Genomic DNA, 26,354 nt, shown 5'->3' with positions numbered 1-26,354 from the left:
CGCATGGGTGGAGGCGGAACTGAAGGACGTCGGTGATCAAGCTCTGATGCGCGGGTTGGCTACCGCATTCCCGATTGTGCGTCCGGGGCTGTTCCTATCTTACTGCGGGCGTCGGCGGTTCGCCGGCCACAAAGCGTCTGACGGGCATTCCCCTGCCGTGGTCCCGCCTCCGCCCATGCGCGAGATGTGCGCCGTCGCGGCAACCGATCAGGCGGCGGCGCGTGCCTCCCTTGCGACTGCCCACATGAAGCCGACCAGTTCACGGGCGATCGCGGTGCAGACGACCGTTGTCCGTTTGCCCCGTGCGCTCAGCATGCGGTAGCGGGCTGTCAGGCGGGACTGTGCCTTCCAGGCGATCTCACGCACCTTCGGTGGCGCCTGCTCCAATCGGTATAGCTTCGCCTTCCCGATCTTGGGCGGATGTCGATAAGTCCAGGCGCTCTCGACCAACATGTGGCGAACACGACCGTTGCCTGCCTTTGTGATGCCGCCGCGCCGGACTGTCTCCCCGGTCGAGCGCTCTCCGGGAACGAGACCGAGGTATCCCATGAGCTGGCGTGGGCTTTCGAACCGGCTGGCGTCGCCGACTTCGGTGACGAACGTCACGGCGACGATTAGGTCTACCCCACGCAACGTCTGAAGCGCCCAAACGATCGGCGCCAGCGACCAGGCCGGGACGAACTCTTCGATCACACGCTCCAGCCGCTCGACCCGTTCTTTCGAGACGCGCACCGCCTCCACCATCTCCTGGAGTGCAATCTGATGCGCGGGATGATCGAACCGCTGTTCCTGAAGCCAGCGTAGATAGCGCATCGTCCAGCTCTTCTTGCGCGGATAGCTACGGCCGTGCTTGAGCATGAATGCGCTCACCTGCTGGCGGTGAACGCGCAGCGTCTCAACTGCCGCAGCTCGGGCTCGGACGAGATCTCGTATGGACTCGTGCCCTTCATCGGGAACCCATACCGCCGTCAGCTCGCCGGCGCGCAATAGCCGGGCAAGAGAAATGGCATCTCGGCGGTTCGTCTTCACCCGATCGCCAGGCTTCCTCGGTATCAACGATGGCGCAACCACGGTGCACTCGTGCCCGAGCGACCGGATCAGGCGATAAAGGCCGTATCCGGTCGGCCCAGCCTCGTAGCAGAAATGCGTCTGATCAAAGCGGCTGGCGATCCGGCCTATGACCCGCCGCATGCTGGTGGCCGACGCGTCGACCTCACCGAAGAACCGAACCTCTCCTTCCCGGCCTGCCTCCGCAATCGCAATAGCGTTCTTCAGCTTCGCAACATCGATTCCGACAAATGCTTCTCTATAATCCGTCACGGCTCGTCCTCCTGTGGTGAGGATCGGCTCGGCCCGCCCGAGCAACCCTCGGACGCGCAGTGTAGGGCGAGCCACCTCACCGGCAGAGGCGGACATACGGTCTTACATCTCAACCGTCGCACATCTGAAAAAATAACGCAGAAACAAAGATTTTGAAAAGCTCTTGTTCGGACCCTGGTGGATTGATCGGAACAAAGGAGTCCGTTTCAGGATTCCCTTCGCCGCTGGGGCATGCGACGTTACGGGATGCGCACTGGTATCAGCATCGACATCACGGCTTCGGACAGAGCTCGGCTTGAAGCGATCGTCTCTGCACGCACAACGGGAGGCTCTTCATCGACAGCAAACCCGGGGCGGGCACTGTCATAAAGGTCCGCATTCCAATCCGTACCTGCCGATTGGCGTCTTAAGGGCGGATTCAAGCGGTCGTCGCAACACCGATTGTATTCACTCATGGCAGCAACTCGTCAAGCGCCTCTGCCGGCGTTTTCCAGTCCAGGGTCTTTCTCGGTCGGGCATTGAGAGCCGCTGCGACGGCGACGCGCGCAGGGACGGGAAGTTCAGGGTGGTGTTTCCTTCGCACCTTGAGCTTGTCAGTGGTGTGCAGCCGGCATGAGAACGCGTTCTCCATCGACGCTACGGGCATCAACTCTTCTGACCGCACTGTCCAACCGATCTGTCTTTCCCAGTCAAAGCCCTTCCGGTCGCGACGCCACCATGCACAGCACGTGAAATTCCGAGGGGTATGCCCGTACGTCCCTCATCAAGATAGTGCCGTTATCCTTGATGCGCGCGACTTGCCCGCGGCAACGCCGCGGGCCTTTTTGAGATCGCAGGCTTGATCAGAACGAGCGCTGGAAGCGGACGATGCTGCCGACGCTGTTCTTCTTGTCGGCCTTGGTGAAGTTTCCGAACGGGGTGCCGTCATCGAAGTGACCGAAATGGTCGTAGTCAATTTCGGTCGTGATCGTGTAGCCCGGAACGATGGTGTAGGCGATGTTGGCGGCCAGGGCGTAGTTCTTGTCCTGGTCAGCCGATGCCTGGAGGTTGAACGCGGTCTTGGCGTTGAACTTGTAGGTGCCGCCGCCCCAGACCGCCCAGGTGCCGCCCCACGGCTTGTAGAAGCCACGGCCGCCGGCGGGCAGGGCATTGGACGGGTCGAGAAGGTGCTTGTCGGTCCCATAACCGCCCATGACGAACAGCGACAGTTCCTTGGTGACGTTGACGTCCAAGCGAACCTTGCCAGCCACTTCCTCGTAATTGCTGTCGTAGGCGACGACGCCGGTGATCGCGCCCCAGTCCTGCTTGTACTTCACGCCGCCGACGAGATGCGGAACGTAGCTGTCGATTGTGCCGGTCGCGCCAGAGCCCTCTTCAAGCGAGGCAACGCCCGAGAAGCCGCTGCCGGCGTCGAAGTAGTAGCTGATGAGGTTGGTATTCTTGATGCCGTAAGGGACGATCGTGTCCTGGAGGACGCTGCCGGCGTAGCCGATGAACGAGTCATACACGGAATCGTCCATACCAACGCGCAGACCGCCGAGCTGAATCCAGGCAAAGTTCAACGTCGTAGCGGTGGGGCCGCCGTTCGGGAAGTTGAAGCGCGTCTCGGTATAGGTCTTCAATGTGCCGAGCTCGGTCTCCTGGCCAGTCCAGGTCTTGAGAGTGAAGCGGGCATTCTTCTTCCAGGTGTTCTGGACGTCGCCGTCCCGAACGTCGGTGGTCTTTCGGCCATCGAGGGAGCCGACATCGCCGAGGCCGGCATCGTAGCGGACATAGCCGCCGATGCGCAGGCAGGTTTCGGTGCCGGGAAGGTAGAAGTAACCCGCGCCATAGACGTCGCAGATCTTGACGTATTCGGCCGGTTCCGGCTCGGCGACAACAACCGCATCGGCGGCGCGCGCTCCGGAAACTGCGATCAGGGCCGCAGCGGAGCCGAGAAGAAGGCTCTTGATGTTCATTTTCTTGAAAGTTTCAACACAGGCCCGTGCACGCCTGCCACTGGGTGCAACCCCCATCACCGTGCTCGGAAATGCGACCCGCGTTTCACTCGGATGCGGCCCCGACATCGCCCCATTTTTCTGACTGTGAGCAATATTGATCGTACCCTCCTCAGAAATTAAATCAGGCTTTAGCCCATCAAGACTTGCGATCAGAAACTTCATACTGGCTCCGTGTAAAAATGGTTGCTTTCCGCACGAGGCCGATAAGGCTGCAACGCAACAAAAATGTAACAGACATCGCAAAATACAATGTATTACGTCGACTTTAGCGATGTCGCGCGGGCTAGACTTTCGGACCGGAAATCGCCGCAGTGAGCCGTACAGTCTCTTCTTCCTGTTACCGCGTTGGCCGCTAAACAACCCGGCTTTTATCGTTAAGGGCGTGTCGCCACGGCCCTTGTCTCGGCTATCGCGGCGGCGATGCGGTTCTTCGTTCGCTCGCAGATCAGACGCCGCTCGAAATGAGCGATGGCGCCGAAGACATGGAAACGAGTTCGCCGGCGGCCGAGGAAGTGTCGATTTTTCCCCTACAGACCGAGAAGGGATATCTGTCCCTCCGTAGCCTGTTCACCATTGCCGGCAGCGCCGCCAGGATCGGACGAGGTGGTCGAGACAGACGATAGCAATCGTGTCCCCAGCACGCACGGGCGTGGGCGAGGAGATCGGCGAGGCCCGGCCGGTTCATGCTCTTTCCGGATTTTGACGTGGGTGAACACTTGAAAGCGCCGGCCTGCTTGAGGCGTTGCGTCTGGCCTGCGACATTCTGATCGTCGGGCGCAACCCAGGCTACTGCCTTGTCAATGAACCCCAAACCTCATTCACAGCTGAACGCCATCATTGCGCGGGACTTGCACCATCTATGGCCCCAAGAACCTTTTAGAATTCAGTCCCAAGGCTAAGCCAGAAATCTCTTCTCGTCCGCCTTCACTTGATCCATCTTCTGCAGACGGAAGATTTCTTCGACGGGGACGATGTCTTTGTTGACATTGTGAATGCCGCGATCCCTGAGGACACGCGCGAAAACATCCTGCATCGCCGTCACCGCGGCGCGGATCGCATGGTTGCCGTAAATAACGATGGCGATCTTGATGAGCGCCTTGATCCGCGCTTCGTTCATCTCGGGATAGGCGGTCGGCACGATCACGACGGGTGCCTTGCCCTCCCAGGCCCGCACGAAGCTTTCCACTTCATCCGGTGTTTTCTGCTTGGAGTGGATAAGGATCATATCCGCCCCGGCAGCCTCGTAGGATGCAGCCCGCTTCAGCGCCTCCGCCTCACCCAGACCTGCGATCAGTGCCTCAGTGCGGGCAATCACGAGGAAATCCGGATCGGATTTGGCTGCGATCGCAGCACGAATCTTGCCTTGGAATTCTTCGATCCGAAGAAGTTCCTGCCGCCCGCCGGCGACAAGGCTGGTGACTTTCGGATAGGTTTTGTCTTCGATGACAACGGCGGCCGCGCCGGCGCGCCCATACTGCTTTACGGCATGGATTACGTTGATGGCGTTACCAAAGCCAGTGTCGATATCGGCGATGATCGGAAGGGACGATTGCTCGCCCATGGCACGCACCATGTCGAGATGCTGGGTCATCGAGATCAGGCTGACATCGGGCAGCCCATAGAGAGCGGAAAGTTCGAAACCAGACGCCCAAAGGCCATCGAAGCCAGCTTCTTCGGCGAGAATTGCCGAGAGCGGGCTATGGGCCGCCATGATGTGGACGAGGCCCCGCTCGGCCACTCGGTCACGCAGTTGCTTTGCTTTGCTCATAGGTCTTCTCACTTTCGCAAACGGCTTCGCAGGCTGCAAGGATGCGGCCGCAGGCACGCTGCAGCTCTTCAATCGTAGCGGCGTAGGAGATGCGGACATAGGGCGAAGCCATGAAGCCGCTGCCGGGCACAACGGCGACGCCGAATTGCTCGAGAAGAAACATGGCGAAATCCACGTCCGTCTCGATCACCTTGCCTTGGGGGGTGACTTTGCCGATTACGCCAGCGCAGTTGACAAAAACATAGAAGGCGCCGTCCGGTGTGCGGCATCTGAGGCCCTGCGCCTCGTTGATCTTCTCAACCACGAGATCGCGTCGCTTCTCGAAGTCGGCCACGAAATCGCCGATATAGTTCTGGTTGCCGCCGATCGCCTCGATTGCCGCATATTGCGAGATCGAACTGGTATGGGACGAGGTCTGTCCCTGGATCGTGTTCATCGCCTTGATCAGTTCTATCGGCCCGGCGCCGTAGCCGAGCCGCCATCCGGTCATAGCGCTGGATTTGGAAACACCGTTGATGGTCAGGGTCCGGTCGATGAGATCGGGCGCGGCCTCTACCATCGTCGCGAAACGTACGCCGTAAACGAGCTTCTCGTAGATGTCGTCGGCAAGCACATGCACCCGGTCGTGCCGGCGAAGCACTGCGGCGAGTGCGGCGAGCTCGGCCTTGGAATAGACTGCCCCGGTCGGGTTGTTGGGCGAGTTCAGCATCAGCCACTTGGTACGTGAGGTGATCGCCGCCTCCAGATCTGCGGGCTTCAGCTTGAACCCGAAATGCTCATGGCACTCGACAAGAACCGGTTCACCGCCGGCAAGTCGCACCATGTCGGGATAAGACACCCAGCATGGGGTCGGAACGATCACCTCGTCACCTGGATCGAGACTGGCGAACAAAGCATTGAACACCACCTGCTTGGCGCCGCAGCCGACCGTGATCTGGTCGATGTCATAGTCGAGACTGTTATCGCGGATCAGCTTCTGACGAATCGCTTCGCGGAGCGGCTTGACGCCGGCGACCGGGGTGTAGCGCGTCTTGCCTTCACGAATTGCGGCGATCCCGGCATTTTGGACCGGCTCGGGGGTATCGAAATCCGGTTCGCCCTGACTGAGCGCAATGACATCGATACCCTTCTCCTTAAGGGCGGCGGCCGCAGCCGTCATGGCCTTGGTCTGGGAAGGCCGCACGGCCTGTAGCCTCTTGGCGATGAGTGGCAACAATGCACCTCTCCTCAAAAACTGAATCTGACCCAGACCTAACCGGGGAGTATTGCGCTGGCCAGTTTAGCCATCGCGCAAACAGAGCCGAATGATCGTATTTCGCGATATGATCAACCCCGCCCCCTATTGGGCTGGCACGTCTATTTCTGTCATTTTCTTGCAAAGCCGAGTCAACCAGCGGCAGAAGCCGCGCGCCACATCCAAGTTGGAACCCCGATCAATCGCATAGGCGCGGTACTGCATGCCGCTCGGCGCGCGGGAGCGGGCAACCACCTCCAGGAGGCCTTGCCGGATCAGTTCCGCTACGACGATATGAGGCGTCACCAGCAGGCTGTTGCCGGTCGTCACTGCCGGCAAGGCCAGATAATGGTGGTCGTAGCGTGCACCCGAGATGATGTCCGAAGTCTTCAAATCCATGCCGCGAAGCCAGGTCGGGAGGATGTCTGGCCGCGAGGTGACGGCGATCACCGGGGTGGTGCGCAACGCCTCTAAGCCGCGACCGGCGGCACAGTCCGGCGCACCGACGCAAACGAGCTGCTCGTCATAGAAGTCCCAGCGATCTCCAGGTTCGGTCAGCGTCAGATCCCGGGTCAAAAGCACGTCGAAGCTGTCGGTTGAGGCGGGGCCAGACAGGGCGCTGATGACGTCGACCGTGACGCCACCCATTTCCTTAGAGAAGTCGCGCAGATTGGGGATGAGCACCGTATAGGCGAAGGTCGAGAGCGACGTCCTCACGACAAGTCGGTTGGCATCCTTCCCGTCACCGCGGCGCATCCGCTTTGCCGTAAAGAAAATCGTGTCCAGCGGCTCGGCAACGGCATCGGCGAAAAGCCGCCCGAAATCGGTCAATTGACTCTGGCGTCCGTACCGTTCGAGCAGCTTGGCCCCGAGATACACTTCCAACACTGCGAGGTGGCGGCTCACCGAGCTCTGGGTAATGCCGAGTGTCTTCGAGGCTCGGGTGACGCTGCCGTCGCGTGCCACCTGCACGAACGCGCGAACGGCGTTGAGAGACAGATCCTGTTGCTCCCTCACAGACTGTACTCCGCAGACATTGCAGCCATCCATCCAGAGGCGAGCCGTTCCCATCGGTTTATTCGATGTATGTCATCCATATGTAACACAACGGCGCCAAAGGTCACGGCGATCCAGACATCAAGCGGTTCATGTTTTGGCCGGCTGAAAGCGAGGTACTGCAAAATGGCGGCCATAACCATCGAAAAAATAGAAAAGACTTTTGGCGCGACGGTCGTCCTGCGCGATGTCTCACTCGAAATCGCCAATGGTGAATTTCTGACGTTGTTGGGTCCGTCGGGCTGCGGCAAGTCGACACTCTTGCGGATCCTGGCGGGGTTAGAGGTGCAGACGGATGGTTCCGTAGCGATCGGCGAGCGTGTCGTCGACGGCGTGCGGCCGAAGCGGCGCGATGTGGCCATGGTGTTCCAGTCCTATGCCCTCTATCCACATATGACGGTGCAGGAGAACATGAGCGTTCCGCTGAGGATGCGTCGATTGTCGGCCTGGCAGAGGCTGCCGCTGGCCGGCCGGTTCCTGCCGGGGACGAAGGCAGCAGTCGCGGAAATCGAGAAGGACGTGATGCGCACCGCCAAGGCGCTCGGTATCGGTCACCTGCTTGCCCGCAAGCCCGGTCAACTGTCCGGCGGCCAGCGACAGCGCGTTGCGGTGGGGCGCGCGATGGTGCGCCAGCCCGCCGTGTTCCTGATGGACGAGCCGCTCTCCAATCTCGATGCCAAACTGCGCGTCCAGATGCGCGCCGAGATCAAGGAACTGCACAAGCGTTTAGGCGTCACCTTCGTCTACGTCACCCACGACCAATCCGAAGCCATGACCATGTCGGACCGGGTGGCGGTGATGCTCGATGGCGAGTTGTTGCAAGTGGCGCCGCCGCAGGAGATTTATGCCGATCCCGACGACCGGCGCGTGGCCGAATTCATTGGATCTCCCAAGATCAACATGCTGGAAGCCAGACCGCGCGAAACCGGGCGTGTCGATACGGCTGGCACGAGCTTTGTCATTCCAGCCGATGTCGCGTCGGGCACCGCCATCACCTTGGGCATCCGCCCGGAGGCGTTCCACCTCGTGGATGTTGCGGGTCCGAATGTGTTGACCGGTGCGGTGCGGCTGGTCGAGCACATGGGTTCCGACCTCTATGTTCATCTGGATGTTCCCGGAACCGAACATCCGGTTGTTGCCCGGCTACTGGCAGAGCGCGCCCCGCAGATTGTTTCAGGCCAGACGCTGCATCTCGGCATCAGGCCGGAACGTCTGTTGCTGTTTGCCGCCGACGGCAGGCGCTTGCGACAGGAGCATCAGGATCGTCATCGCAGTGGCACCGTGCTGCGGATGAAGGAGCTCGCGTTATGAGCGTCGCAGCTTCCCATCCGGCGAAACAGGCCGCTTCTTCGACCATTTCATCCGCAGCCCGAAGGGCGCTGCACCAACAACGCATCGCCGAAACCTTCGCCGCCTGGTTGCTGGCCGGACCGGCGCTTATCCTGCTCATTGTTCTGTTCTTCCTGCCGGTTTTCGGCATCTTCGCCATTGCGCTGACCGACTGGCAGTTCGGCGCAAATTCGCTCTCCTTCGTCGGCTTCCGCAACTTCCGGGAAGTCCTCTCTGATGAGGGCTTCCGCACCTCACTGGTCAACACCATCGTGTATGTGGTGATCGTCGTACCGGGCACGATCGTGATGGGGCTTGTGATCGCGCTTTTGATCGAAAGCGGCAAGTCATGCCGCAATTTCTATCGCGCCATTCACTTCCTGCCGTTTATGGCGGCGCTGACGGCCATGGCGATCGCCTGGGAAGCGCTGCTTCACCCGACCATCGGCCTCGTCAACCAGACGCTTTCCGGCCTCGGCATCCCGACCGCCAGCTGGCTGCGCGACGAGAACACCGTGCTTCCCGTTCTTGCCGTGATCGGCATCTGGCAGAACCTCGGCTATGCCATGGTGCTCTTCCTCGCGGGGCTGAAGTCGATCCCGCAGGACCTCTATGACGCCGCTCACATCGATGGTGCCGACCTCTGGCTCGACCGGCTGCGCACCGTCACGCTGCCGATGCTCGGTCCCGTCACCATGTTTATCTTCATTGTCGTCGCGCTGAAAGCGTTCGAGACCTTCGACACCGTGCAGGTGCTGACGCAAGGCGGACCGGGGCATTCATCCGAGATGCTGCTCTACACGCTTTATCGCGAGAGCTTCGAATATCTCAGAACCGGGTATGGCGCGTCGATTGCCGTCGTCTTCCTCTTCATAGTCGTCACGCTGACGCTCATCCAGGTCCACGTCATGGACAAAAGGGTTCACTACCAATGACGCACCCATTGCCCACCTTGCCGGCGGTGCTGCGCTTTTCAGAGCGAGATAAGGGCATAGGCGCGACAGCGCGCCCTAGTGAGTGTCTACCTGATATCACTAGATCAGCTCAGCAAGATCGGAGATAAAATGAGCGACATAAACACTAGCGTTATGACGGTAACACCGGCATCGCCATTTTTGGGAGCGGACGTAACGGGAATCTCCGTAACGGCTCTGATCAGGTCACCCGACGCAGCCGTCGTACAGACTCTGAAGCAAGCGTTGGACCAGTTCCTCGTACTGCGATTCCAGCAGCCAGCCCTCACCGACGATGAAATCGTGGGATTCGCAAACTTATTTGGAACGATACTGTCGGATCGCAAGAATACGGAGGAGATGGATTCGGTTCAGCCCAGCGGACGCGCGGAGCTTAAAGTCTTGTCTAACGCTACGGCGTCGGATGGTCGACCGGTCGGTGACAAAGGTGCCGCGGCACAGATTTGGCATACTGATGGATGCCACCGCGAGACGCCGAACGCATACTCTGTCCTCTACGCACGCAAGGCTCCCGACAATCCACCGCGTACAGGGTTCATGAGCTCATACACGCTTTACGAGAAGCTGCCTTCGGATCTAAAGAAGGAAATTTCGACTCTTAGAGCCGTGTTCAGCGTTCACAACCGATCCCAAGATTTCAACACCTTTATGGCTGGAGCGTCGGTAGAAGACGAAAAGCGGGCGGAAGGGCCAAGGCACCCTCTTGTTCGACTGCACCCATCGACAAATCGGCCATTCCTTTACCTGCCGAGACGGCGCGACGCATTGATCGAAGGCTATTCCTCCGAACAGAGCAGGAACTTGCTCGAGCGCTTGTGGGCTGCGGTGTTTTCGCTATCGGATCAATGGCGCGTAGCATTACAAGCCAACGATTTTGTAATTTTTGACAACCGGGCGGTCCTTCACAACCGTGAAGGTTGGGAGTCTACGCAGGACCGGACAGTGTTCCATCTTGCTCTGGAAGGGGAAACTCCCATCGCCGCGTTTGCACCGAAGACCGTCGCCAAAAGGGGACGCGGACGGGGCGTAAGGCCACCGTCGAAGTCATCCGGCATTTAGCGAAGCCAGTTCGCCACAATTCTACTTCTAGAATTCGTTGCTCGCGACGGCGTATTCATGGACAAAAGAGTTCACTACCAATGAGCACTCGTCTCCTCTTGCCGACGTCGGCAATTTTGCGCCATTCCGCGCTTCTGATTACCGGAGCCCTGATCCTGGTCCCCTTCGTGTGGATGGTGTCGCTGTCGATCAAGCCGCCGGGCGAGATCTTCCGCGCCTCCTTCTCCTTCTGGCCGCAGCAGTTCTACGGCATCGAGAACTATACGAGAGCACTGACCGAGGCCCCATTGCCGCGCTACATGCTGAACGGCCTCTTCGTCTGCACGATGATCGTTATCCTACAGGTCCTCGTCTGCGCGCCAGCAGCCTATGCGCTCGCCAAGCTCGATTTTCCCGGCAAGAGCCTGCTCTTCGCCATGGTGCTGATCGCGCTGATCCTGCCTCATGAGGTGCTCTCGCTGCCGCTGTTCATCCTCGGCTACCAGATCGGCATCCTCAACACCTATGCCGCGCTGATCTTCCCTTACGTCGTCTCACCCTTCGGCATCTTCCTGTTCCGGCAGTTCTTCAAGACCATTCCAGACGATGTTATTCACGCCGCAAGGCTCGATGGGTCCTCCGAACTTGCCATCGTCTGGCGGATCATGGTGCCTATGGCGCTTCCGGCAATTATCGCCTTCGGTATCTTCTCTGTGATTGGTCACTGGAACAGCTTGTTCTGGCCGTTGATCGCGGTTCGCGACCAGTCCCTGATGCCGCCGCCACTCGGCATCATGGCTTTCAAGAACGAAGAGGCAGGCAACGACTACGGCCCGCTCATGGCGGCATCTACCATCATCGTCGCTCCCCTCATCATTGCATTCCTCTCCGCTCAACGCTGGTTCGTCGAGGGAATAACCGGGGGGGCGGTGAAGTGAAACTTAGCCTAATCCTAGAAAGCCAAAGCCAATGCGATTTCCTGGGCGCCGTAGCAGGGACTTTACAGTGTCATCTCCAAGGTCTGCCCGTCTGGCACGACGTCGGACCTCATTGCAAGCCGGATTGAACGGATCTGCGAGCAGGACCGGCGCTATGGGGATTGTGGCCTGGCGTTCATTGGGGGATCAACTTCGCCAGGCTGATAAAGGGCGCGTGTGCGGCGTCGGCGAAGGATGCCATGGTGGAAGGCAGAACCTTGATTGCGCGTGCCGTATCGGACAGGCGTCAATGCCTCGCGTTCACGCGAGATGCGGCGACGGTCTTCCTCTTCAGGCGTCGGGCACTCGGAGCATCGAGCAACGCCCGGATCCCGGATCAGTGCCCTCGCCGTCGATCTTGTCGGTCTTTGCACGGCGCCGTCGACGCGAGGTCGCGATCAAGGCCGGATCGACGACGTGGCTTTCGATATCTTCGGCCTGCAGCACGCGACGGATCCAGAAGCCCTCAAACCCGACCTCCTGGATGACGACGATCGGAAAGCATGTCCCGGTCCGCGCTTGCGCCTTCCGCCCGAGTTCAGCAAACCGCGCCAGCATTTCGGCGGCGTTGTCCGCCGCCACCATGTGATTTGACATCTTCTCGCCGCCACAGGGCGACAGGGCGGTGATCAACCATTTTGAGCGAGACAGTTCCAGCGAGACGAAAATTGCGCCAAGATCAGTCCGGATAGCGGTTGCGCGCCGTGAGGCCGATCGACCCGATATTGATCACAACGTAGACGCGTTCCGGCGACGGGTAGACGATATTTTCCCGGAAACCGGGGAAACTCGCTTCTCCCGCCGAGCCGTTGTCGAGCATTGTGGTGACGCCATAGCCAAGGACGCAATCGCGGGGGCGAAGAGAGATGTCGCGGACGCTGTGTTAGATACATGCACATGCAGGTCCATCCAGCCGGAACTGACGAAGGCGCCAGCGCAATCGACGATTTCGGCGCCGGGAGGCGCTTCCACCTGTCCCCGCCCAGCAATCCTGCCGTCCTCGATCAGGATGTCGATCGGCGCGTTGTCATGACCGGGACTGGCCATTGGACGAAGGTCGCGCAAGAGCGTCTTCGTCATGCCCTGCGCTCATGCCGCCTTGAGGACGGTCACTACGCCTTCCAGAGCCTGCCTCAGTTCCTCGCGATCGCGCGGACTGCCGAGGACGATGCGGATCGCCGGAGACGCCTGTTCCTTGGACACGGCGAACATTTCGCCGCTGCGCAGGACGACGCCCTGCTTGTCGCAGGCGGCGATGAAGTCTTCCTGTGTATAACGCTTCGGCAGGTCGAGCCAAAGGTGCAGTGCTTCCGGCTTCGCTGTGTAGCTCGCGCCGTCGAGGATCGAACGGGCAATCCCCTGGCGGGCGGCGGCCTCGTCGCGAACCGCTTCCAGGATGCGGGCGCCGACGCCGTTGTCGACCCAGTTCTCGGCGATCGCCGCCGAGATCGGCGAGACGAACCAGGTGGAGGTGGTGCTGACCGGCTGGAAGGCCTTGGCGGCAGCCGCCGCATCTGGTGCCACGAGATAACCGAGGCGCAAGCCTGGCGAGACGCATTTCGCCAATCCCGTCGCGTGCCAGGTGACGTCGGGGGCAAGCACTGCAATCGGCGGCGGTGCCTGGCGCGGCAGCAGACCGTAGACGTCATCCTCGACGATGACCACGCCGTATTTGCGGGCGATTTCGGCAAGCGCCAGGCGGCGTTCGCGCGACATGATGATTGTCGTCGGATTGTGGAGCGTCGGCGATAGGAATAGCGCCTTCGGTTTGTCAGTCTTGCACACCCGTTCGAACGCATCCGGCAGCGCACCGTCTCCGTCCATTTCGATCGCGCGGATTTCGACGCCGAGGAAGTTGGCGAGACGGCGGAAACCGTAATAGCTCAACCGCTCGGTCAGAAGCAGGCCGCCGCGGCCGACCATGGTCGCGAGCGTGATGAAAAGGGCATTCTGCGTGCCGTTGGTGACGATGATGCGGTCTGGATCCGGCGCCTGACCGAATCGCTGCTTCAGCCATTCGCTCCCCACGCGCCGGTCTTCTGGCGTGCCGTTGAACTTGTGCATTCGGAGCAAAGTCGGAAGATCGCTGCGCTTCGAAAGCTCGATGAGGACTTTCGAGAATTCGTCGCCGAGCCAGTCGGGGCTCGGAGGCGTGGTGCGGATGAGGCTGATAGGTTCGCGGGACATGAGAAATGACCTTGATATGATGGAGGAAACCGCGGCCGGTGACCCGGCCGCAGCCGGTTCGGCAACAATCAGTTCTGGGGCAGCAGGGCTTCGACTTCGCTCACCATCTGCTTCAGGGAGTCTTCCGGCGAACGCTGCAGGGTGACGACCGCCTGCAGCTGATCCTGGATCACCTTTGTGATCTTTGTGGAGTTCTCACCGGGGAAGGAGAAGAAGCCATTGAGCTGGGTAAGCTGGGTGACAGGAACACGCAGGTTCGGGTTCTTGGCGTAATAGTCGCCGAGCAGTTTCGGATCCTGCACCGCCTTTTCATTGATCGGGATATAGGAGGTCGCGGTCGCCATCGCGGTTTGGGACTGGGCGTTCGTGGCGTATTTGATGAATTCCCAGGCAAGCTTCTGCTTGGCGGCGTCCTTAGTGTGGATCACCAGGGCATTGCCGCCGGCCGGCAACAGGCCCTTGTCCGAAGGAACCGGGAATTGCGAAACGATGATCGGGAAACGGCCGGCCGCCTGCTTCGTATAGAGCGCGATATCGGAGCTCGAAGTGACCAGAATGCCTATGGAGCCGGCGGCAAACGCCTGCTTGGCCTGGTCGCGGCTCATGTCCTTCATGCCGGCCTCGCCGATCGCCTTCAGGAGCTTCAGGGCGTCTATTCCCTCTTTGCCGCTAAAGGCGATCTTCTTCATGTCCGGCGTCATCATCTGACCGCCGGCGGCCTGCACCAGCGCGACGAAGGTCCAGTTGCCAGTCGGCGTGTAGTCGAAATAAATGCCGCCGCTCGGCGCCTTGATCTTACTGGCTAACTCGATAATGCCGTCCCAGGTCTTCGGAGGGTTGTTGGGATCGCCGCCGGCTGCCTTCACCAGGTCAGCGTTGAAATAGACGGTCGGGATGGAGATCGCGAAGGGAATGCCATAGGTCTTGCCGTTGATCTCACCGATCTCGGTGATCGACTTGGAATAGCCGAAACTCTTCCAATCCGGCTCGGCCTTGATGAAATCGTCGAGCGGAACAGCAAGGTTGCGGTCGACGAAAAGATGCAGGAAGCTCGTGCCTTGGAAGGCGACGTCAGGAATGTCGCCGGTGATCGCGGCGCGCAGCATCAGCTGCGCCATCTCCGTATAGCCCTTGACGTCCGACAGGTTGATCTTGGTGCCCGGATGGCTCGCCTCGAAGCCCTTGGCGATCGCCTCTATGGGCGTCTTGAGGACATAGGCGTTGGAATAGAGGACATTGAGATCCTCTGCCGCTGCACAGGTCGAGAACAGGGCTGTGAGTGAAATTGCAACGGCTCTGAAGATATTCCTGGACATTGTTGTCTCCACTGGAGTTGCGGGTGCAGCCAAGACGTCTCGGCCGCGTTAGAAAAAAAGCGGTCAGGCGCGTTCCATGCTTGCTCCGGCGGGGGAAACCGCCTCGGAATTGGCCCATCCGCCATCGAGATAGATTGTGCGGTTGACGCTGGTTCGCTGGAGACGCTGGCGGTAGCTGTTGAGGCCAGTCTCCAAGACATGCGGGGTGCCGACCATGGGAAGCTCGACGTCGGCGGCGCCGGCAATGACTTCGGTCAACACCCGTCCGGTCATGCTGTCGGGAATGGCCATGCCGTTGAGCGAGAGGATGGTCGGGACGATGTCGCAAATGCCAGAGGGTATGGCGGAGACATGGCCGCCGCCGCGGAAGGCGGATCCGGCGACGATGCCGACCGAGGCGAGCTCCTTCGGATGCAGCCCGCCATGCAGGCCGAGTCCCGGCCGCCTGGGATTGTCATAGAACGTGCCGCCGACGAGCCCGAATTCGTCGACACCGTCATCGGCCCTGAAGGCGAAATAGACGTCCGGCGCGCGGATATGATCGGTGAACACGAGATGGCTGGCGAAACTGCCCGGCGCAATCCCCTCGACCTCGTTCCTGGCCGCCGTGAAGATCGGTCCGATCCATGGCTCTTCGACCAGCGCCTCGACAAGCCGGATCATCTGGGTGACAGACCGGTCGGCGAGATAGAGCGCGCCGACCTGGCCCGGCACGACCACGACATCGACGCCGTCTCCCGGTGCAATATCCGGGACAAAACCGGTCGCCTTCAGGCTGTCGATGACGGAAACTCTTGTATGGGCGGTGATATGGCCATGGTCGGAAAGGGCGATGATCTGCACGCCGGCCTGCCGGCCCTCGGCCTCCCACCAGTCGAGCAGTCGGCCGAACTCGGCATCGCAATGGGCGATCGCCTGGCGGGTCTTGGCTCCGCCGGTGCCGTTGAAATGCGAGGCTGTATCCGGCTCGCCATAGGAGAGAACCGTCACGTCGGGCGCATGCTTCGGCCAGAGATGGTCGAGGAAGATTGACGTGATCAGCGTCTGCGCCTCGATATCCGGCTCGCCCTGCGGCGGTACCGGCGGCAGGGAGCCGAAACGTTGCTCGATCTCCAAAAGCACATCGGCAGGCGTACAGGCTTCAGGGAAATGGCCTGACAGGCGGATATGGCCGAACTGCTCGGCCTTGTGATGGAAGAAGCGCGTCGTACCGGGCGTGTTGGTAGCGAGAACCGCCATGCTCCGGCCGGCCCGGCCGAGGAGCTCGCCGAGCGTGGGTGCGCTCATCAGCATGCCGCTGCTTTCCCGGTTGATGCGATCCAGAAGAACGGCATCGGCGGTGTCGACATAGCGCTGCGGCATGGCCAGCCGATCGACATATTTGTTGCCAACCATGCCGTGTCGGCTGGCGGTGGCGCCGGTGACGAGGCTCGGGAAAGCGACCCGTGTTTCGCTGGGATAGACGGTACGTTGTGCAGCAAGGGTTGCGCCAAGTCGCTGCAATCGGGCAATATTGGGCGTCTGAACGGAATCAATGAGATCGGGCCGCAGCCCGTCAAAACTGACGATAAGGAATTTGTGGTCAAAAGAAGTCAATTTGAGCCTCGATATTGCGCCCGATGTAGTCTAGACTACTAGTTGTCTAATGTGAAGCTTGTGTGACAAGCAAAATCCGGATGTCGTAAAAGCCATTTTATGAGGATTGCGATGCAGAAAGAGGGAATCAATCTTTGGCGGCAGATCGGCGAAACGCTGGCGGACGAGATCACCAAGGGGGTTTTGGCGCCTGGCTCACGCGTGCCGGCGGCACCGGACCTTGCTTTGCGCTTCGGGGTCAACCGCCACACGGTGCTCCGCGCGCTTTCCCGCCTGCAGGACGAAGGCTTGGTGCGTATCGAGCGCGGCCGCGGTGCCTTCGTCGTAGAAAATCCCATCCTCTACCGAATGGGCGTGCGCACCCGTTTCGAGGAAAATCTGGCCGGCCTCAACAAGGTGCCGGGCCGCAAACTGACCGCGCTCGTGAACCTGCCGGCGCCCAAGCTGGTGGCTGAAAGCCTCGCCATTCCGCTCGGCGATACCGTGACCCTAGTCAGCCTGCTCGGCGACGCGGACGGCGTTCCCCTAAGCTACAGCCGCAATTATTTCCCGACCTCCCGGCTGCCGGGCATTCGGGAAGCATTCCAGAATGCGGTGGAACAGAAGGAGAAACGGCTTTCGATCACCGCCTGCTTGCAGGAAGTGGGCATCAACGATTTCCGCCGCAAGGCAGTGCGGGTCCGCTCACGCCAGCCGACCGCCGACGAAGCCCGATATCTGCAGATGTCGCAGGCCGAAAGCGTCCTGGAGCTGATCGCGACCAATGTCGACCAGAACGACATGCCGCTCATATTCGCCGAGACCTGCTTCTGCTCCAGCCGCGTCGAATTCGTGCTGGACATGTGAAGGATCTACAACAGCATAATCACGCAGAGGGCCTTCGCCCGATGGCTTTCCAAAACTATTGGTGGCGGGCCAAAATTGCCCTTGCCGAGCGCGCAGCGACGCTTCTTGCCCGACAGGCGGCGTGCGAGCTTATAAGACTGTTCACGAAAACACGTACCGCCGCTTCTGACGAATAAACCGACGGCGGAGAATATTTTCTCAGCTGTCCCCATCATTGATCTACCGCGTGGCGACTTCCGCTAAGCGCGCTGCGTAGTGAGCTGATGGAATTTGCGGTTTTGGGCTCGGCCTGGAGCGGCAATTTTCTCTATTTCGCCTACCGGGAACTTGTCCGTCTCGAGAAGGAGTTCAACTGGCAAAGGTGCGGAAAGTAACCCAGTGCACATCGCTGATGCGATGCGGGGCACCTTTGGGCGCACCGTCGCTGATGGTGGGCCAGGACGCAAGTAAGGACCTTGTCTTTGTCGAAGAGATTTCCGTCTCCAGGACATGGAAGTAGCAAAAACAGCGAAAAGCGGTTCCTGAGATGACCGGTCACGACGGACGGGCGGCGACCACTGTGATTTCGACCAACGTCCCGGCCGACAGGACCGCCTGAATGCAGCAGCGCTGGGGCCAATGGTCCGGATCATCGCCGACCCACGCCCTCCACTCGGCATCGAACTCTTTCTTCTGCTCGAGGTTCGACAGTAAGACATTGACGGAAATCAGGTAGCGCCTGTCGCTTCGAAAATGCGCGAGAACACGCTCGATCTTGCTGAAGCTCGCCTCGATCTGCCCTTTGAGGCCGAGGCTCTTGTCATCAGAAGTTGCAACAGCCCACACGAGGTTGCCGAATGCGGATCCCGAGCTGCGTCCGGGAGCGACCCCCGGCGCACGCTCGATTGGAAACGAACTGTTCATCCCACGCTCCCTTTCGATGTTCGAAAGATGACAATCAAAGAAATCTGGCAACGGTGATTGACTATCGAAACAGCGTTGATCAACCTGATATCAGCCGTCGACGGCCAAGCAACATCATGCCGCTCGTGTCGTTCACTTCAAGAACTATGCCAGAGTGGAGATTGGACATAATTGGGTATTTTAACGGGGTTGACGGCGGACAACTGCAAGCCGATCCTCGTCACACATGCAACGGTGAGACAATATTTTCCGTAGTCACGGAGCCGCCATATGGACACGAGCCGACCGAAAAGCTCCCGAACCTACGATGTCGTCATCGTAGGGGGTGGTATTGTCGGTCTTTGCATTGGATATGGCCTCGTCAAATGCCAACTAAGTGTCGCAATAGTTGACGGGAACGATTCCGATTTTAGCGCCTCGCGCGGAAATTTCGGAATGATCTCCATCTCGAACAAGGGGTTCAACAATATCCCCTATTTCCGCCTTTCGCTGATGTCTGGGAAACTATGGCCCTTGTTTGCGGAGGAGATTCGTGAGTGTTCCGGCATCGATCCGCATTTCGACCCGCGGGGCAAGATCTATTTGTCTGTGGGAGACCGGGAGATCGACGAACAAAGGAGACACATTGAAGAGTTTTCGCGGCGCGCGGGAGCCGAATACCGGAACGAGATTCTCGACAGGGACGACGTCGACGAGTTGTTGGACAATGTCGGTCTGGGAGAGACTGTAAGTGGAGGATCCTTCAGTCAGCTGGACGGATCCGTCGACCCCCTGAAATTCTATTCCAGCCTCCTCCGGGCCTACCGAGTTAGCGGTGGGCACTTTTTCTCCGGTCACATCGTCGAGCGTATTGTTCGCGACACCACTACCTTTCTCGTGACAACATCAGCGGGCCAGTTCTCAGCTCCGAAAGTGGTAATCGCAGCCGGCCTAGGCATCCCGTCCCTGGCCGAACAGGTCGGGCTCCAGGTGAAGGTGCGTCCGGAACGCGGCCAGATCATCGTGACCGAACCGATCGACCAGGTTTTCAAGTACCCGATCAGCGGCTTCTTGCGACAGAACGTCGAAGGGACGGTGATGATCGGCAGCTCTAGCGAATATGCCGGCTGCGATGATCGCACCACGGTGCAAATCCTGAAGGAGCTTGCGAAAGGCGCGGTTGACAGACTGCCCTTGCTGCGATCCGTGCAAATCAACCGGTGCTGGGCGGCACTCAGGCCACGGACGCAGGATGGCTATCCGATCTATCAGGAATCGGGCGGGCAGCCGGGGGCATTTGTCGTCTCATGCCACAGCGGGATCACACTGTCGGCTTTGCATGCGCGTCTCCTGCCGCAGTGGATCATGGAGAGTACAAGGGACTGCCTTCTCGACCCGTTCGGAATGGAAAGGTTGCGTGATGAACAACCGGTATGATGCAATCAATCAGGCCTCCTCCATAAGCTTGGACTTCGAAGGCAAGGCCATTGCCGCCCGGCAAGGAGAGACCGTCGCCACAGCCCTTCTCGCCGCCAATCCGGGCTACACGGGCACCAACCCGGTGAGTGGACGCCGTCGGAGCCCGTATTGCCTGATGGGCGTCTGTTTCGAGTGTCTCGTGGAAATAGACGGCCGTCCGAATCAACGCGCCTGCATGGTACCGGTGCGGGAAAGCATGATCGTTCGCAGGCAAAGCGGACTTCGGCCGCTTGCGCTGAAGGGGCTGCAGAAATGAGTTCGAATCTGGTCATCATCGGCGCCGGTCCTGCCGGCATGGCCGCGGCAATCCAGGCCGCCGAGTTCGGGCTTTCCGTGCTGGTCCTCGATGAACAATTTGCTCCCGGTGGCCAGAGGTTTCGCGCCATCGAAAGGGCGGAGCGACGGGCAGTGAGAAATGGCGGAGCCTTGGATAAGGATGATGCCCACGGAGCATCCATTGCAAGGCGATTTCAGGAAAGTGGCGTCGCCTATTTGGCGCAGGCGTCGGTCTGGGACGTGGCAGCCGACCCATTCGAGGTCAGCTATCTGCACCAAGGCAACAGTGTTTCTGTGCGGTCTGAAGCCGTCGTCATTGCAACGGGCGCCCTTGAAAGGCCCATGCCGATCCCCGGTTGGACCTTGCCTGGCGTGATGACGGCGGGCGCCGCTCAGCTGATGTTGAAGACATCTGGACGTATCCTCGAGGGGCGTATTGCGCTATTGGGGTGCGGTCCGCTCCTCCTTCTTGCGGCAAAGCAGCTTTTGGACGCAGGCGCCGACATTGTCGCGCTGCTCCAGGCGACGGCCTTCGTCGATTTTTTGCGAGCGACGCCGTATCTTCCGAGCGCATTTTTGGCACCGAAGGTTCTGCTGAAGGGATTGAAGCTCCTCGGCCGCACGATCGGAATCAACGCCGCCGCCTCGCTGCAAGATGCAAAGATTCTCGGAGAAGACCGCGTAACCGGCGTTGAATATACGGTCGGCGGGCGTACCACGGCCCTGGAGTGCGATGTCGTTCTCATGCATTTTGGCGTCATCCCCAATACCCAGATCACGCGATTGGTAAGGGCCGACCATATGTGGAACGACCGCCAACTATGCTGGCAGCCGGTGACCAATGCCTGGCGGGAAACATCGATCCCGAACTTGATGGTGGCCGGCGATGGAGGTGGCATCTTTGGCGCGGACGCAGCCGAGCTGTCGGGTAGGCTGAGTGTCTTGAACATCGCCTCTCGGCACGGGGCGATATCAGAAGCTACGAGAGACAGGATTGCTTACGATCTCAGGAAGGAACATGAGCGGCTTGCCCGCGCGAGGGCATTCGTGGACGTAGTTTATCGGCCACCCGCGAGTTTCCTGCGACCGAGCGCCGACGCTATGGTCTGCCGTTGTGAGGAGGTCCTGGGAAGTGACATCGAAGCCGCAATCGCAAATGGTGCTTCTGGTATGCGGCGGCTTAAGGCGCACACGCGCGCGGGGATGGGGCCCTGCCGTGGCCAGATGTGCTCAATGGCAACATCCGCGATCTTGAACGGGCAACTGGGTGCCGAATTGCGCGGCACCGTTGAACCTGCGAGCGTGCGACCGCCGCTTCGCCCTTTAACAATCGGACAACTCGCGTCGACGAAGCAAGGCCGCGATTAAAAACGCGATGTTCCGCTATACACCCCCGGGAAAATGATGCCCTGATCGACAAGGACATCGAACTTTTAGAGCGGTCTTGGCTTAGCCATGGGTTTGCGTTGAACGGTTTTCTGATTCCCTTATCGAAGCGACTTGTGGAAGGAGCGACGGCAGGGCGAGGCTACAGGCCTGGATTTGCGAAAGCGTGTGATCGAAGCAGGTTTGTCGACCGGGGAAGCCACACGCCGCGGCTGGACGCACGATGCGCGGGACATCACGCTGGCCGAGATCGCCAGCCTTCCTTTCCAGCTTCGTGTTGACCAGCCTCGGAAGCGAGAAGCGTCGCATCTCTAACTGGGGCAACTGTCGCATTACTAAATGGCTGCTACAATTTATGTCAAACCTGTTTAGAGACGCGACAACGCCAGCAAGTTATACCAGTCATGGGGTTTGACCGACATGTGCCTTGGTAACCGCTGACAGGGGCTTCACCCCGGTTCCTCGGTTCCAGGGCCAGTGAATACTGGGTCTTCTGCCGCTTTCCACTCATGAGTTGCCAGTCCTACTTGCCACTTCCACTCGTTCGGACCTTCGGTCATCGTTCCCGGCTCGGCCTATCCGTTGCTCCGCCTTTCGGCCTTGGAGTGCCTCACTAGCCTCGCCGACAGCATCACCTACTACGCCGTCTGCGGACTCCTGTGTCACGGTCAGGTCACCTTGCGGTTCCCTCAGTTCCAACTTTCGGAACATGTAAGCTCAATCGCCTTCCCCGCACACCTGCCAGATCTACAGCCCTGCCCTTGATGGATATGGACTTCGCGACTCGTTGCCCGCTCGTCCGGCCAGGGATGCCTCATATCCGGTTTCTGTTCGTCAGATCGCGGTTTTGCTCCACGCTTCCTTCAGACACCACCTCGCGGTAATGCCCTTGCGCTTTGCTAAGCCTTCACCTCCCATCAGGTTGGCTAGGGGACTTTCACCCCAAGCGGCTGAACATGCTGGGCACACAACGAAGCCGCTAACGCGGCATTTGGCGGGTCGGTTGCGGATGAGGCTTCTGTTTTGAAGGATTGCGGCTGTTGAAGCGCAATCTTGAGAACAGGAGCAATGACATGGTCGAGTTGAGCCCTCTTCGCCGGAGCATGATCGAAGACATGACGATCCGCAATCTGTCGCCGGCCACGCAACGATCCTACGTGGATGCGGAGGCGAAGTTTTCGCGCTACTTTGACCGCTCCCCTGACCGGCTTGGCCTTAAGGACGTGCGCGCCTTCCAGGTGCATTTGGTCTCAACGGGGATCTCGTGGCCGGCGCTGAACCAGGCGGTGTGCGCACTGCGGTTCTTCTACGGCGTGACGTTGGGCCATGCCGAGATCCCGGAGCGCATTGCCTACGCCCGCTCGCCACGCACGCTGCCAGTGGTGTCGAGCGCCGACGAGGTGGTCAGGTCCTGGAAACGGTCCCGGGCCTGAAGACGCGCACGACCCTAACGACAGCCTACACCGCGGGGCTTCGAGCCTCGGAGACCGTCGGGTTGAAGATCGGCGACATTGATAGCGGGCGCGGCGTCATCCGGGTCGAGCATGGAAAATGTGATGCTGTCCGCGCCACTGCTGCGGATTCGGGCGGGTCTACTGGCTGATGGATCAGGGTCTGCAGCCATGCGCCGGCCTCGTCGGGGATGGCGCATGCGAGGAACAGATCGTCCAGCACGAGGAGATCGCAGTCGATGATTGTTCGCATCCGGGCTTCGCGTTGCGCCGGGGCGTTCAGAGCGTGGCGGTGGAAGAAGTCATCGGTCTCGAGATACTGGACCTTGTGGCTGTGCAGGATCGCCTGATAGGCAATCGCCTTGGCGCGTGGATTTCCCGGTGCCCGGTTTGCCGACGAGCAGCGCGTTCTCGCCGGCGGCAATGAACGCCAGTGTTTGGAGCTGGAAGCAAGTTTGGCGCGGCAATTTGGGATTGAAGAACCAGTCGAACTCGGCGAGCGTCAGTTTTTTCATCGAGCCCGGATTGCTGATATCGCCGCTCGATAAGGCGGGACTGGCGACGGTCCAAATAGGGACTAGATCCGCACCGTCTGTCGGCTTTGTCGGGTTCGTGACACAGCCATTGTTTTAGCCGATCCTTCTTTCCCCGGTTAAATAGCTGAAAGGCAATCACAAAGTTCTTTCTTCAGCTCGACCAGCCAAATTGGCACGAGTTTTGTTCCCTTCGTTGAATGGCGGCAGCAACTGTCGACCGGCATTCATGGCGCGGGTAGCGGCGATGGATGAAAGGAACGAAACGACATGTCAGATCTGCATCAGATGGCGCCAAGCAGGCTCTCTCCAATGTGGCCATGACGCTGATCAATCCCGACGAGCAGGTCATCATTCCCACGTCCTACTGGACGAGATTCTCGGCGCAGGTCCAGATCGCCGGCGGCACGCCGGTCCATATCGACACGCGAGGAAACGGCTACGTCCCGCGGATCGACGATATCCGACAAGTCATCACGCCGCTGATCCGGCCATTGTCATCAACACGAGACATCAGCTCAATGCGTGAGCAGATCGGAAGGGTAGTGCGTCGGATCGGCGTGTTCGACATTCTCGTGAATTGTATAGGGCTCCACATCGAAGAGCCGGTACTCGAAGCATCAGAGACTGCTTTCTACGAAGTCTTCCACGGTAAAGCGCCTGCGGCTCAATTTATCGGTCAGGAAATCGCGTGTCACCAAGTTTCTTCGGGTCGCGGTAGGCGACATGTCCACCGGCTATCTCTACGATCACAGTTCGCCTATCGCGGGCGCGGATACTCAGCCTTTTGCGCGGCCAAGGGTGCCATGTCCATGCATTGCGCCAGTATGCCATCGAGCTCGCTGAACGCAAAATTACGGTCAGCGGCGTAGCCCTTGGACCGGTTCGTATCAGAAAAAATGATAGGCTGCTAGAATATCCCGGGCGCTACGCGGACGCCGGTGCCAAGATTCCACTGGCTCTAATGGCAATGCCCGTCGATGTCGCCGCGGCGGTAATGTTCCTTTCGACCCGAGCGGCGGGATTAATAACTGATGAAATCATACGTGTTGCGGCGGAATTAGTACGCACGTCTGGTGCCAAGAGGAGATAGATGAGGTGCATGTCGCTGTTATTGGTCGTGGAATTCTTGGAGCGTCAATTGCGTACCATCTCGCCCTCAAAGATGTTAATGTGACGGTTATAGATGTACATAACAATAATTCGAACGCAACAAGCAATAATTTTGGATGCTTAAATGTATACAATTACGAACCGGATCACTACTTCTTCCTTCGCCAAAGCGGAATCGAATACCAAGTGCGCCTTGCCTCGGAGATCAACGCCATCGATTTCGTTCATCAGGTCGGCACACTGCGTTGGGCCCAAGGTGCCGGAACGCATGCAAGACTCGTTGAGGGAATTTGTCGCCTGGAAAAGCACGGCGTTCCTTTTGAGTTGTTCGAGCCAGGTGATGTTGCGAAATATCTGGAGCCCGGTTTAAACCCTGGAAGAGTTGTCGGGCCGGTGGTTCGAGTTCCTCTTGAAGGGTGGAGTGACGGCTCGAGATTCTCACGGTGCCTCCTCGACGCCGGTGGATCACATATTGCGAATGTTTCAGCAGAAGTTCTCAGGTATGCGACTACGCGTCGTGGCGTGAGTATCGACCTTAAGTCAGCTACAATCCAAGCTGACAAACTAATATTGGCAGCGGGCATTGGGATTCCCGCGCTCATGCAACATCATGGGGTGAAGATTCCGGTAAATGCCGAACCAGGCGTGATGTTCATCTCAACGTCAGCTGCGCAAGGCCCACTGTCCCATGTCATCTACGCGGAATCTCTGCATTTCCGGAGTCATAGTCCCACTCAGGTGATTGGGGGGCACCACGGTGCGTTTGTCCCAAACGGCTACAACGCAGAGCAGGAAGCGGCGCTAACGGCGCAGCTTGTTTTTGAACTGTACCCGAGCATCAAGGCTGGGACCGCCGAGCCTGTTCTTGGGATCCGCCCGGTTCCCGAGGATGGCTTTCCCGTCTTGGGGTGGCTCGACGAACGTCGTCGCACCTATGTCGCCACAACCCACAGCGGCATAACGCTAGGCGCCCTTCTTGGTCGGCTCTGCGCTTCGGAAATATTGGGCGCGGAAGACGAGTTGTTAAAACACTACCGTCCGTCGCGTTTTAACAAAGTGTGAAAGTAGCGCCCGCTTCAAATCTGAATGCCACACCCGGGCGAACGATGTACGCCAGAAGTGGAAGGAGAACGTCTATGTTATACGAATTTCGAATATATAAGTGTGTACCAGGGAAGTTGCAACTGTTGCTCGCGAGATTTGAAAACGTCACCCTTCACTTATGGCGGCAGCACGGCATTCGGCCGGTTGGATTCTGGACGACCGTTATTGGAAGCTCGAATCAACAGCTTATGTATTTGCTGCGCTGGGAAACGCTCGCCGAGCGTGAGAAGAAGTGGGCACTTTTCCAGAATGATCCCAAGTGGATCGCGGCTCGACAAGAATCCGAACGTGAGGGTGCTTTTGTACTGTCGGTTGCGAACTCCATTCTGAAGCCGACCTCCTTCTCACCGGAGAGGTAATTCACGCAGCATTTTTCAACGTAGCCTGAAAAATCCACGGAGGTTGGCGGATGTGGTGCAAGCGATTGAAAGACGTAGGATTTGGCGTCGAAGCCGATCTGAGTCATTTCCGGACACCACACCCGCGATG

The 26,354-nt window shown here is 59.3% G+C and carries 21 protein-coding genes and 3 pseudogenes; 12 read left to right on the top strand and 12 right to left on the bottom strand.

What is annotated here, in order from left to right; all coding sequences use genetic code 11:
- Nucleotides 1-207: 207 nt before the first annotated feature.
- From M727_RS0125050 to M727_RS0125030, 5 genes are all read right to left on the bottom strand, one after another.
- Nucleotides 208-1,416: an IS110 family transposase gene (locus M727_RS0125050; RefSeq protein ID WP_027154941.1), complete on the bottom strand. Its 1,209-nt coding sequence runs from the start codon at nt 1,414-1,416 to the stop codon at nt 208-210.
- 746 nt (nt 1,417-2,162) lie between these two features.
- On the bottom strand, nt 2,163-3,278 hold the full coding sequence (locus M727_RS0125045) for a porin (protein ID WP_027154940.1): 1,116 nt from the start codon (nt 3,276-3,278) through the stop codon (nt 2,163-2,165).
- A gap of 937 nt (nt 3,279-4,215) precedes the next feature.
- Complete coding sequence (locus M727_RS0125040; RefSeq protein WP_245268998.1) at nt 4,216-5,058, bottom strand: phosphonopyruvate hydrolase; 843 nt, start codon at nt 5,056-5,058, stop codon at nt 4,216-4,218.
- Nucleotides 5,059-5,062: 4 nt separating this feature from the next.
- Nucleotides 5,063-6,247: a pyridoxal phosphate-dependent aminotransferase gene (locus M727_RS0125035; protein ID WP_051505736.1), complete on the bottom strand. Its 1,185-nt coding sequence runs from the start codon at nt 6,245-6,247 to the stop codon at nt 5,063-5,065.
- Between the two features lie 180 nt (nt 6,248-6,427).
- Nucleotides 6,428-7,393, bottom strand: coding sequence for a LysR family transcriptional regulator (locus M727_RS0125030; RefSeq protein WP_245268997.1), 966 nt, complete (start codon nt 7,391-7,393; stop codon nt 6,428-6,430).
- Nucleotides 7,394-7,504: 111 nt separating this feature from the next.
- Here M727_RS0125030 and M727_RS0125025 point away from each other — a divergent pair, with 111 nt between their 5' ends.
- From M727_RS0125025 to M727_RS0125010, 4 genes are all read left to right on the top strand, one after another.
- On the top strand, nt 7,505-8,689 hold the full coding sequence (locus tag M727_RS0125025; RefSeq protein WP_027154936.1) for an ABC transporter ATP-binding protein: 1,185 nt from the start codon (nt 7,505-7,507) through the stop codon (nt 8,687-8,689).
- Complete coding sequence (locus tag M727_RS0125020; RefSeq protein WP_027154935.1) at nt 8,686-9,642, top strand: sugar ABC transporter permease; 957 nt, start codon at nt 8,686-8,688, stop codon at nt 9,640-9,642. Before M727_RS0125025 ends, M727_RS0125020 begins: the two co-directional genes overlap by 4 nt.
- Nucleotides 9,643-9,771: 129 nt before the next feature.
- Entirely contained in the window at nt 9,772-10,740 is a 969-nt protein-coding gene (locus tag M727_RS37375) for a TauD/TfdA family dioxygenase (RefSeq protein ID WP_051505726.1), read from the top strand.
- 80 nt (nt 10,741-10,820) lie between these two features.
- Entirely contained in the window at nt 10,821-11,657 is an 837-nt protein-coding gene (locus M727_RS0125010; RefSeq protein WP_027154934.1) for a carbohydrate ABC transporter permease, read from the top strand.
- A 287-nt stretch (nt 11,658-11,944) separates the two neighbouring features.
- Here the strand turns inward: M727_RS0125010 and M727_RS43210 are convergent.
- From M727_RS43210 to M727_RS37365, 5 genes and pseudogenes are all read right to left on the bottom strand, one after another.
- Nucleotides 11,945-12,254: pseudogene (locus M727_RS43210) on the bottom strand (IS110 family transposase); the annotation flags it as partial.
- A 121-nt stretch (nt 12,255-12,375) separates the two neighbouring features.
- A complete protein-coding gene (locus tag M727_RS41745) occupies nt 12,376-12,516 on the bottom strand; it encodes a hypothetical protein (protein ID WP_156941619.1) in 141 nt (46 codons plus the stop codon).
- Between the two features lie 269 nt (nt 12,517-12,785).
- Nucleotides 12,786-13,883 (bottom strand): PLP-dependent aminotransferase family protein, encoded by a 1,098-nt coding sequence (locus tag M727_RS0124995; protein WP_036263281.1) that lies wholly within the window; start codon nt 13,881-13,883, stop codon nt 12,786-12,788.
- 68 nt (nt 13,884-13,951) lie between these two features.
- Nucleotides 13,952-15,199 carry an ABC transporter substrate-binding protein gene (locus M727_RS0124990; protein ID WP_027154931.1) on the bottom strand — a complete coding sequence of 416 codons (1,248 nt, stop codon included), beginning with the start codon at nt 15,197-15,199 and terminating at the stop codon, nt 13,952-13,954.
- Nucleotides 15,200-15,262: 63 nt separating this feature from the next.
- The gene (locus tag M727_RS37365) at nt 15,263-16,795 is read right to left on the bottom strand and encodes an alkaline phosphatase family protein (protein ID WP_051505725.1); all 1,533 of its coding nucleotides are present in this window, start codon (nt 16,793-16,795) and stop codon (nt 15,263-15,265) included.
- Between the two features lie 111 nt (nt 16,796-16,906).
- Here M727_RS37365 and phnF point away from each other — a divergent pair, with 111 nt between their 5' ends.
- Nucleotides 16,907-17,641, top strand: a complete 735-nt coding sequence (gene phnF, locus M727_RS0124980) for a phosphonate metabolism transcriptional regulator PhnF (RefSeq protein ID WP_051505724.1) — start codon at nt 16,907-16,909, stop codon at nt 17,639-17,641.
- Between the two features lie 534 nt (nt 17,642-18,175).
- On the opposite strand, the gene M727_RS0124965 is transcribed toward phnF, so the two are convergent.
- Nucleotides 18,176-18,544, bottom strand: a complete 369-nt coding sequence (locus tag M727_RS0124965; protein WP_027154928.1) for a Rid family hydrolase — start codon at nt 18,542-18,544, stop codon at nt 18,176-18,178.
- A 270-nt stretch (nt 18,545-18,814) separates the two neighbouring features.
- Here M727_RS0124965 and M727_RS37360 point away from each other — a divergent pair, with 270 nt between their 5' ends.
- The 4 genes and pseudogenes from M727_RS37360 to M727_RS37355 all read left to right on the top strand — a co-directional run.
- Nucleotides 18,815-19,960, top strand: coding sequence for an FAD-dependent oxidoreductase (locus tag M727_RS37360; protein WP_051505723.1), 1,146 nt, complete (start codon nt 18,815-18,817; stop codon nt 19,958-19,960).
- A complete protein-coding gene (locus M727_RS0124955; protein ID WP_036263279.1) occupies nt 19,944-20,258 on the top strand; it encodes a (2Fe-2S)-binding protein in 315 nt (104 codons plus the stop codon). The genes M727_RS37360 and M727_RS0124955 overlap by 17 nt, the downstream gene beginning before the upstream one ends.
- The gene (locus M727_RS0124950) at nt 20,255-21,646 is read left to right on the top strand and encodes an FAD-dependent oxidoreductase (RefSeq protein WP_027154926.1); all 1,392 of its coding nucleotides are present in this window, start codon (nt 20,255-20,257) and stop codon (nt 21,644-21,646) included. Before M727_RS0124955 ends, M727_RS0124950 begins: the two co-directional genes overlap by 4 nt.
- Before the next feature lie 1,091 nt (nt 21,647-22,737).
- Nucleotides 22,738-23,247 (top strand): annotated as a pseudogene (locus M727_RS37355) (site-specific integrase); the annotation flags it as partial.
- A gap of 16 nt (nt 23,248-23,263) precedes the next feature.
- Here the strand turns inward: M727_RS37355 and M727_RS37350 are convergent.
- A pseudogene (locus tag M727_RS37350) lies at nt 23,264-23,685 on the bottom strand (ATP-binding protein); the annotation flags it as partial.
- Between the two features lie 214 nt (nt 23,686-23,899).
- On the opposite strand from M727_RS37350, the gene M727_RS41740 reads away from it, so the two are divergent.
- The 3 genes from M727_RS41740 to M727_RS0124915 all read left to right on the top strand — a co-directional run bounded on the left by M727_RS41740 (nt 23,900) and on the right by M727_RS0124915 (nt 26,224).
- A complete protein-coding gene (locus M727_RS41740) occupies nt 23,900-24,520 on the top strand; it encodes an aminotransferase class I/II-fold pyridoxal phosphate-dependent enzyme (RefSeq protein WP_027154923.1) in 621 nt (206 codons plus the stop codon).
- A gap of 226 nt (nt 24,521-24,746) precedes the next feature.
- Nucleotides 24,747-25,823, top strand: a complete 1,077-nt coding sequence (locus tag M727_RS40435) for an FAD-binding oxidoreductase (RefSeq protein WP_198032691.1) — start codon at nt 24,747-24,749, stop codon at nt 25,821-25,823.
- A 74-nt stretch (nt 25,824-25,897) separates the two neighbouring features.
- On the top strand, nt 25,898-26,224 hold the full coding sequence (locus M727_RS0124915; RefSeq protein ID WP_027154921.1) for an NIPSNAP family protein: 327 nt from the start codon (nt 25,898-25,900) through the stop codon (nt 26,222-26,224).
- The last annotated feature ends 130 nt before the right edge of the window (nt 26,225-26,354 follow it).

This window comes from Mesorhizobium sp. WSM2561 (genome assembly GCF_000513915.1).
In the GTDB taxonomy this organism is placed as follows: domain Bacteria; phylum Pseudomonadota; class Alphaproteobacteria; order Rhizobiales; family Rhizobiaceae; genus Mesorhizobium; species Mesorhizobium muleiense.
Note: the sequence above shows the minus strand (reverse complement) of the source record. Positions and strands in the feature narration are given on the sequence as shown.

Coding starts and splice junctions, on each gene's coding strand:
- M727_RS0125035 (WP_051505736.1), bottom strand. CDS start 6,247: ATGACGGCTGCGGCCGCCGCCCTTAAGGAGAAGGGTATCGATGTCATT.
- phnF (WP_051505724.1), top strand. CDS start 16,907: ATGCAGAAAGAGGGAATCAATCTTTGGCGGCAGATCGGCGAAACGCTG.
- M727_RS37360 (WP_051505723.1), top strand. CDS start 18,815: ATGGACACGAGCCGACCGAAAAGCTCCCGAACCTACGATGTCGTCATC.
- M727_RS41740 (WP_027154923.1), top strand. CDS start 23,900: ATGAAAGGAACGAAACGACATGTCAGATCTGCATCAGATGGCGCCAAG.
- M727_RS0124990 (WP_027154931.1), bottom strand. CDS start 15,199: ATGTCCAGGAATATCTTCAGAGCCGTTGCAATTTCACTCACAGCCCTG.
- M727_RS0125020 (WP_027154935.1), top strand. CDS start 8,686: ATGAGCGTCGCAGCTTCCCATCCGGCGAAACAGGCCGCTTCTTCGACC.
- M727_RS0125030 (WP_245268997.1), bottom strand. CDS start 7,393: ATGGGAACGGCTCGCCTCTGGATGGATGGCTGCAATGTCTGCGGAGTA.
- M727_RS0124915 (WP_027154921.1), top strand. CDS start 25,898: ATGTTATACGAATTTCGAATATATAAGTGTGTACCAGGGAAGTTGCAA.
- M727_RS37375 (WP_051505726.1), top strand. CDS start 9,772: ATGAGCGACATAAACACTAGCGTTATGACGGTAACACCGGCATCGCCA.
- M727_RS0124955 (WP_036263279.1), top strand. CDS start 19,944: ATGAACAACCGGTATGATGCAATCAATCAGGCCTCCTCCATAAGCTTG.
- M727_RS0124950 (WP_027154926.1), top strand. CDS start 20,255: ATGAGTTCGAATCTGGTCATCATCGGCGCCGGTCCTGCCGGCATGGCC.
- M727_RS0125010 (WP_027154934.1), top strand. CDS start 10,821: ATGAGCACTCGTCTCCTCTTGCCGACGTCGGCAATTTTGCGCCATTCC.
- M727_RS0124995 (WP_036263281.1), bottom strand. CDS start 13,883: ATGTCCCGCGAACCTATCAGCCTCATCCGCACCACGCCTCCGAGCCCC.
- M727_RS0124965 (WP_027154928.1), bottom strand. CDS start 18,544: ATGAACAGTTCGTTTCCAATCGAGCGTGCGCCGGGGGTCGCTCCCGGA.
- M727_RS0125045 (WP_027154940.1), bottom strand. CDS start 3,278: ATGAACATCAAGAGCCTTCTTCTCGGCTCCGCTGCGGCCCTGATCGCA.
- M727_RS41745 (WP_156941619.1), bottom strand. CDS start 12,516: ATGCTCGACAACGGCTCGGCGGGAGAAGCGAGTTTCCCCGGTTTCCGG.
- M727_RS0125025 (WP_027154936.1), top strand. CDS start 7,505: ATGGCGGCCATAACCATCGAAAAAATAGAAAAGACTTTTGGCGCGACG.
- M727_RS0125050 (WP_027154941.1), bottom strand. CDS start 1,416: ATGTCCGCCTCTGCCGGTGAGGTGGCTCGCCCTACACTGCGCGTCCGA.